This window comes from Acinetobacter sp. YH12039 (assembly GCF_013420015.1).
GTDB classification, from domain to species: Bacteria; Pseudomonadota; Gammaproteobacteria; order Pseudomonadales; family Moraxellaceae; genus Acinetobacter; species Acinetobacter amyesii.
Genome location: NZ_VOZA01000078.1, coordinates 1 through 7,678, shown reverse-complemented (window position 1 = coordinate 7,678; position 7,678 = coordinate 1). Strand labels below are relative to the sequence as shown.

Below are 7,678 nucleotides of genomic sequence, written 5' to 3'. Positions count from 1 at the left end.
AGACAAAATGACACCAAATGAGTTTTACTATGATCAGCTACCCCAACAAAACAAGGTGGCTTAACTAGAGCGGAATATCACTTATAAATACGCTTTTAGTTGTTCAAACAAGTGGGACCACCTCTATATCTCGATAGGTATAGTAGAGTGATATCTCGATAGGTATAGTGTTTTGCAGTTTAGAGGAGATATCGCGATGCATACGCGGAAGGCAATAACGGAGGCGCTTCAAAAACTCGGAGTCCAAACCGGTGACCTCTTGATGGTGCATGCCTCACTTAAAGCGATTGGTCCGGTCGAAGGAGGAGCGGAGACGGTCGTTGCCGCGTTACGCTCCGCGGTTGGGCCGACTGGCACTGTGATGGGATACGCGTCGTGGGACCGATCACCCTACGAGGAGACTCTGAATGGCGCTCGGCTGGATGACGAAGCCCGCCGTACCTGGCTGCCGTTCGATCCCGCAACAGCCGGGACTTACCGTGGGTTCGGCCTGCTGAATCAATTTCTGGTTCAAGCCCCCGGCGCGCGGCGCAGCGCGCACCCCGATGCATCGATGGTCGCGGTTGGTCCGCTGGCTGAAACGCTGACGGAGCCTCACGAACTCGGTCACGCCTTGGGGGAAGGATCGCCCGTCGAGCGGTTCGTTCGCCTTGGCGGGAAGGCCCTGCTGTTGGGTGCGCCGCTAAACTCCGTTACCGCATTGCACTACGCCGAGGCGGTTGCCGATATCCCCAACAAACGGTGGGTGACGTATGAGATGCCGATGCTTGGAAGAGACGGTGAAGTCGCCTGGAAAACGGCATCGGATTACGATTCAAACGGCATTCTCGATTGCTTTGCTATCGAAGGAAAGCCGGATGCGGTTGAAACTATAGCAAATGCTTACGTGAAGCTCGGTCGCCATCGAGAAGGTGTCGTGGGCTTTGCTCAGTGCTACCTGTTCGACGCGCAGGACATCGTGACGTTCGGCGTCACCTATCTTGAGAAGCATTTCGGAACCACTCCGATCGTGCCTCCGCACGAGGCCGTCGAGCGCTCTTGCGAGCCTTCAGGTTAGAGGCCGTCGACAATGATAATCTGGATCAACGGACCTTTCGGCGCCGGAAAGACGACGCTCGCTAAGCGGCTGCGCGATCGGCGTTCCAAATCGCTGATCTTTGACCCCGAGGAAATCGGGTTCGTGGTGAAAGAAACGGTCCCCATGCCAGCGAGCGGAGACTATCAGGATCTCCCCTTGTGGAGGGGACTTACGATCGCGGCGGTCAGGGAGATTCGAAGGAATTACTCGCAGGACATCATCATCCCAATGACGCTCGTGCACCCGGACTATCTGACTGAGATACTCGACGGGGTAAGGCGGATCGACGATCAGCTGCTGCACATCTTTCTGACGCTCAACGAGGACCTATTGCGTCACCGGATCGCGAACCAGACCATGCATCCTGACCCGAATCGAAATGCGGAGATTCGAGAGTGGCGATTAGCGAATGTCGCCCGATGCTTGGCCGCAAGGGAACGGCTTCCATGCACAACCCGTGTTCTCGATAGTGGTGCACACACCAGCGATGAACTCGCAGCGATGGTGCTCGACGGAATCGATGGGCGCACCTGATCGCCTTCGACGCCTGCGCAAAGCGTAGCGCGAGGGTGGCGGGCTCACGACCAAACGCCCAGAGGTCGATCATCGCAGGGATGTTTGGCTTTGTGGTGCGGACGACGGGACTCGAACCCGTACTCTCACAGAGAAGCAGATTTTCGTACCACCTCGACTTTCGCCGCCGTCTGATGACGTTCGTGGTCTGGACTGTCCCTTCGCCATTGCCCGAAGGCTTTAGGCGCCGCCCGTCCAGTCTCTACACCTTCCCCCGAAGGGGCTTGGCTCGGGATTGGCTTAGGGTATTGCCCGTTAGCGTTCCCCGACTTTGAGCGGTTCTACTCCGCGGATTTCCCCGCGGGCACTCCAATTTTAAAGTCTGCTGCGTCTACCGATTTCGCCACGTCCGCCTTTTTTCGCCGTTCCTAGCGCTCGTGCGATGCACCTATGTTGCACCTAGCGCCGAATCGTTCTTCGTCATCCTGAAAAACCACGTCTCCTAAAGCCTTGCATAGCTTATCTTTTCTCCACCACGAACTTTTTTGTGGGATGGTAGAAAAAAAGACTTTTTAAGTCCGCTGGCTTGCCAGGCCTTGTTAGCTTGTACGGTCATGGTTATCGGGTAAAGAATATTGACGGCATCGCTGGTGTCGGTGGCTGAAAAGCCGGCTCCCATCAGGGCAATAGCCATTTCAGATGCAGGCGTACAGGGCAATGGTCAACAGCTACAGCCTGTCTGACGATTCCGGCGTCATGGCTGCGGCGGCTATCACGCATTTTTTGTTCGGTCAGGCGGTGTTTTCGTACCTCAATGGTTGGAGCGTGTTGATCGGACCTGGTACAGGTTTGGACAGCACGGGCTGCAAATACGCAAGGGATTTAATGGGCCTGGTGGCGTTCACGGCTTTTATCGTGACGTTTCTGTTCAGGGGCTACTCATAATCTCGTGGCTCGGCGGTTCCCGGCACACCATGACAGTAAGGAAGGACCCTGTGTCTCAACTCTCCCAGCTTCGAAGCCCCGCCGCCGTGCAGGCTGCCATCGATGAGTTCGTGCAACTGGGCCGCACGAAATTCCTGGCGCGCCACGGCTACGGCAAGTCCCGCGACTTCCTGGTACGTGATCCGAAGACCGGCACCGATTGCGATTCCAAGGCCATCGCCGGTGTGGCCTTCGGCAAGCAATTTCCCGAGCAGGGCCCGCTCACTGCTGACAGCTTCTCCGGTGGCGAGGCGACCGTCGTTCCGGCGCTGACGCGGCTCGGGTTTCGCATCATTCGCATCGGCGAAGACTGGTCCGAAGAAGAGGTCCTGGCCACGGTCGAAGACTATTTCGACATGCTGCGTGCCGAGGCGGCTGGGGAGCCGTACAACAAGTCCGAGCACAACCAGGCACTGCGCCAACTGCTGAACGGTCGCAGCAAGTCTTCAGTCGAGCTCAAGCACCAGAACATTAGCGCCGTACTCGATGCCCTGGGCCTGCCCTATATCAACGGCTACAAGCCACGCGGCAACAGCCAACTGCTGCTGCGTAAATCCGTACACGCCTACGTTCTGGAACATCAGCAGACGGTCGGCGCTCTTGTCGATGCCCTGGAGGAGGTAAAACTTCCGGGTGACAAAACCTACCGAGCGGCTTTGGTAGAACCACCCGCCCGTGAAGTGCTTGTGCGTACCCCGGCATCTCTACGGCAACGCCTACCGCGAAAGTTCGATTATGCCGCTCGCGATGAAGCCAACCGCAAGCTGGGCCGGGCAGGGGAGCAGTGGGTGATTGGCTACGAACAGCAACGCCTGACCGAGCTCGGCCACCCAGAGCTTTTTCAGCGGCTGGATTGGGTGTCCGACACCCAGGGAGACGGTGCGGGGTTCGACATCCTGTCGTTCGAAGAGGACGCCCATGAGCGCTTCATCGAGGTGAAAACCACCAATGGCGGGGTAGGCTCGTCTTTCTTGGTCAGCCACAACGAACTCGAATTCTCCAAGGAGGCGGGCGATCAATTCCATCTGTATCGCGTGTTCCAGTTTCGGGACGGTCCGCGCCTGTTCACGCTACCCGGCGACCTCAGCCAACATGTGCATCTCAAGCCGACGGACTACCGGGCGAGTTTCCGGAGTTTGGTGGGGTAAAGGCAGGGTTCTGTTGAGCCGAATGGCTGTGTGCGGCCGATTCTGTTGAAAAAGTAGCGGCCTCCCCATGCCGTTGGCAAAATTGCTTTGTCAGCGAGCGTGGGGGCGAACAGCATGATGGGACAGTTACCGGGAGGACAGCAGCGCCTGTTCTACTCGTTCAATCTGGAAGATCACGTCCCGGCCCAACATCTCCTGCGCAGCATCGACCAGTGCTTGGATCTCAGTGATCTACGTGCCTACCTGGCAGATTTCTATAGCCCCATCGGGCGTCCCTCGATTGACCCGGAGTTGATGGTGCGCATGCTGGTCGTCGGCTACTTGCTATGGCATTCGTTCCGAGCGGCGATTGTGCGAAGAGGTGCACCTGAACCTGGCCTATCGCTGGTTCTGCCGGTTGGGTCTGGAAGACGAAGTCCCCAATCACTCGACCTTCTCGAAGAATCGCCATGGGCGTTTTCGTGACAGCGATCTATTCCGCTGGTTATTCAATGAGGTGCTGCGGCGCTGCATGGCAGCCGGCCTAGTCAAGGGTGAAGGTTTCGCCGTCGACGCCAGCATCATTAAGGCGGATGCCAGCCGGCAACGTGGGGTGGCGGGAGATGAGGTCGATTGGAACGATCCAAAGCTCAGCAGCCGCGCAGTGCGCGAGTACCTCGAAGCCCTTGATGAAGAGGCGCTGGCTGAGGCTCTTCCCAAGAAAATTTCGCTCACTGATCCTCAGTCCCGTTGGACAGCAGCGCCAGGTGGCCCGGCCTTTTTTGCCTACTCCACGAATTACCTGATCGACACTGAGCACGGTGTGATCATGGACGTGGAAGCTACCCCGGCGCACCGTACCGCCGAAGTCGATTCGACTAGGACGATGGTCGAGCGTGTCGAGGCGCAGTTCGATCTCACACCGGAACGCCTTATCGGCGATACCGCTTATGGCACCGCCCCGATGCTGGCCTGGATGGTCGAAGAAAAGGACATCGAACCGCATGTGCCGGTGTGGGACAAGACCGAGCGCAAGGACGACAGCCTCTCCAGTAACGACTTTCACTGGAGTCAGGACGCCAATGAATATCGCTGCCCAGCCGGCAAACCGCTACGCAGTGAATGGCGCGCCTTCACCCAGCAAAGGTCGCGGGTAACTAAGGCCAAAACCGTCATTTACCGCTCCAGCCAAACCGACTGCGCCACCTGCCCGTTGAAAGCGAAATGCTGCCCCAACACGCCGAATCGGAAGATCGTCCGCAGCATCCATGAGGCTGCCCGCGACGTGGCTCGACGCATCGCCAAGACACCGGAGTACCTCGTCTCTCGCTGCGAACGAAAGAAGGTGGAGATGCTTTTCGCCCACCTCAAACGGATCATGAAACTCGACCGTTTACGACTGCGTGGCCTAACGGGTGCCACTGACGAATTCACCTTGGCTGCGATGGTGCAGAACCTGCGCCGCATGGCCAAGCTTTTGCCTCAAGGGCCACCGCTGACGGGATAGGTATGCCTGCTACGAGCAGAAACCCTCAAATTAACCCTTAAACCTGAGCAAGGACGCTCAGTGAAACGCCGGAAGGCAACTTGAAGTGGCTTGCAGCCACTTCGACAGCAGGCACACCTGATCGGCAGGCTGCCGCTAAAGCTACTTTTTCAACAGAATCGGCCGATTTGTGCCGGTCGTCAAGGACCGCTTCGGATCACTCTCAACCGGATCGCGGGCCAGCTGATTTGCTAAAACCCGCGCCAAACTCAACGAAGGATTTCGCATGATCCGTTTTTTTTGGCGATCACGCTCGGCCTGATGGTTGGCTGCTCGTCGAGTTCAAGTTCGATCTGATCAGTGAGCGGTAGCGCAAGTGGATCGCCTCAGCCAAGCAGCGTTGTTGCCGGCGGCCGGAAGAAAGCCTTGAACTAGTAGCGGAAAGGATGAAACTTTATTTTTACGATTCTCAGCATTTTCCAAGGTTGAGCGAAAATTAGGATGATACTTTAATGATTCCGGCCTCCATCCCCACAAAACGCTTGCAGATGGCAGAATTGAAATAAGTCATTGTTTTAAATGGATTTTTGCAGGAATTGCTACGTTGCAGGGTCCTGTAGTTAGGATGACACTTTATTTTCCTCCCACAATCAAAGCATCCATCCATGCATTTGTGAAATCAGAACCCATTGAACGCATTGAGTTTGAAAAAAACTTGCTGAACTTAGGTATCGTGAACAATTATGAAAAATATATAGACTACAATAATTTGCTGTTTCACGTTTTGTTTAGCAAATGGATTAACAGTCCAGTTGACTTTGGATATTTTGTCGATCAAAACTTTTACGGTGCCAGCTAAGCTCACTCAAAACATCTACGGTGTAATACACCGTAAAAAGAATTGCACCTGGTACTTGCCACTAAAAAATGACAGTGAATGACATTTTGAGAGAAAAAAATTGTGGGGTAGTGCCTTTTCTACTCCTTTGAGAATTATAATTATGACAATTCCGATACACCTAACAATAACTTCATATTTTTCTTTCTTGAACTAAGATTCAATAACTTAACTAATTTCTATTTCAATCATAAAATATGATATGTTGACCTTAAGAATAATTCATAAACTTTACTATGTTTGCTTTAAAAACAATTCATTTAGAAAAGAAAGTCTCAAACGAAAATCAAATTATTCTTTTATTTGATTTAGATTCATTCTGTCCATGTATGTACCCTATGCTGTACACCATGAAATTTCTTAGATTTCAAAGTATCTCTACGCAGCATGCAGATTTAATCGCAATAAAATTTTGGTATGAATTTTGGTTTGAAAAGTTTGCCACGTCCTTTTGTGAGTCGTTCTATTCGACATCCTATAATTTTGAGATCATTCAATGTGAAATTGATAATTTCATTGTTTACTTAGAAAATAATAAAAAACTTGAAAGTAATCTTATACGGCTAAGCAATTCAGAACATATTAATTACACAACAATTGGTCATAGAGTTAGATCCTTCTTAAAGTTTTACAACTTCTTGATTAATGAATACTTAAGCATGCAATCACAGCCACAACTTACGTTGAAGGAAATTCAAAAAATTAAAGAAAACTTGAATAAATATATGACAATAAAGAAAAAAATTATAAATAATTTTTCAAAAGCCAATAAGACAATTAAAAGTGAGATAAATCATAATTTTAAGAGCATGAATCAGGAAATGATTAAAGGATTGTATTCAGTCATTTCACCAAGTAACTCTAATAAATACAATGAATTAAATCCTTTTAGATCTAAAAATGTACAACTCAGAAACTTTCTGATCATACATCTCATGCTCAACTATGGTCTTAGAATTGGTGAGCTTATGCTACTAACAACCAACTCTATTAAAAAATCAATTCAGAATCATAGTTTTAGTTTAATTATTACAAATACAGATGATGAGTTCGATGATCGATCAAAAAAGCCAAAAATCAAAAATGAATATTCGTACCGAGTAATTAAACTGCAGGAACGAGACTACAGAATTCTTCAAATCTATATAAATGAAATCCGAAAAGAAATTCCTTCACATATCTTATTTACATCCTTAAAGCCTCCCTATTCTGCTTTAAGTTTTCTAATAAAAGATCTAAATACGTATCTTTCATCAATTGAGATTCATTGTTATTCAATATATTGTAGGTTGAAAGTATCAAATGTGAAAGTTGAGGATCAGAACGTAGGGTTGATTCGATAGCAAGTTCGATAGGCTCATTAAATATTCCTTCATAGCTTTTTTTTAACCATGCTGGATCTAAATGCATCATTTTATAAGTGAAGCCGAGAGGATCTGGTGCATTACCATCATGAACTTCTTCAGGTTCAAGCATGAAAGTTTGACCTTGATAGCTATCAATAATTTTTTTTCTACAATTGAATTGTTGATGTCCTAACTCTGTTACCCCTATAAGATAACTTGAGTGTAGATGAGGATCGTATGCAAAGC

General features: G+C 50.5%; 6 protein-coding genes and 2 pseudogenes. 6 read left to right on the top strand and 2 right to left on the bottom strand.

Going from position 1 to position 7,678, the window contains the following annotated elements; genetic code table 11:
- The first annotated feature begins 196 nt into the window (after positions 1–196).
- Together aac(3)-IId and FTT98_RS16825 are read left to right on the top strand one after the other, a co-directional pair.
- The gene (gene aac(3)-IId, locus FTT98_RS16830) at positions 197–1,057 is read left to right on the top strand and encodes an aminoglycoside N-acetyltransferase AAC(3)-IId (protein WP_000557454.1); all 861 of its coding nucleotides are present in this window, start codon (positions 197–199) and stop codon (positions 1,055–1,057) included.
- Positions 1,058–1,069: 12 nt separating this feature from the next.
- Complete coding sequence (locus FTT98_RS16825) at positions 1,070–1,612, top strand: AAA family ATPase (RefSeq protein ID WP_000587837.1); 543 nt, start codon at positions 1,070–1,072, stop codon at positions 1,610–1,612.
- 481 nt (positions 1,613–2,093) lie between these two features.
- Here the strand turns inward: FTT98_RS16825 and FTT98_RS16820 are convergent, their stop codons facing one another.
- On the bottom strand, positions 2,094–2,285 hold the full coding sequence (locus FTT98_RS16820) for a hypothetical protein (protein WP_000951934.1): 192 nt from the start codon (positions 2,283–2,285) through the stop codon (positions 2,094–2,096).
- A 23-nt stretch (positions 2,286–2,308) separates the two neighbouring features.
- On the opposite strand from FTT98_RS16820, the gene FTT98_RS16815 reads away from it, so the two are divergent.
- From FTT98_RS16815 to FTT98_RS18285, 4 genes and pseudogenes are all read left to right on the top strand, one after another.
- Positions 2,309–2,536 carry a hypothetical protein gene (locus FTT98_RS16815; RefSeq protein ID WP_000248278.1) on the top strand — a complete coding sequence of 76 codons (228 nt, stop codon included), beginning with the start codon at positions 2,309–2,311 and terminating at the stop codon, positions 2,534–2,536.
- Positions 2,537–2,586: 50 nt separating this feature from the next.
- Complete coding sequence (locus tag FTT98_RS16810) at positions 2,587–3,723, top strand: DUF3883 domain-containing protein (protein ID WP_000080860.1); 1,137 nt, start codon at positions 2,587–2,589, stop codon at positions 3,721–3,723.
- A 114-nt stretch (positions 3,724–3,837) separates the two neighbouring features.
- Positions 3,838–5,209: pseudogene (locus FTT98_RS16805) on the top strand (IS1182-like element ISCfr1 family transposase).
- Between the two features lie 1,113 nt (positions 5,210–6,322).
- Positions 6,323–7,309 (top strand): annotated as a pseudogene (locus FTT98_RS18285) (site-specific integrase); the annotation flags it as partial.
- Here the strand turns inward: FTT98_RS18285 and FTT98_RS16800 are convergent.
- Entirely contained in the window at positions 7,272–7,640 is a 369-nt protein-coding gene (locus FTT98_RS16800; RefSeq protein ID WP_373685151.1) for an AraC family ligand binding domain-containing protein, read from the bottom strand. The pseudogene FTT98_RS18285 and the gene FTT98_RS16800 sit on opposite strands and share 38 nt — an antisense overlap.
- Positions 7,641–7,678 lie beyond the last annotated feature (38 nt).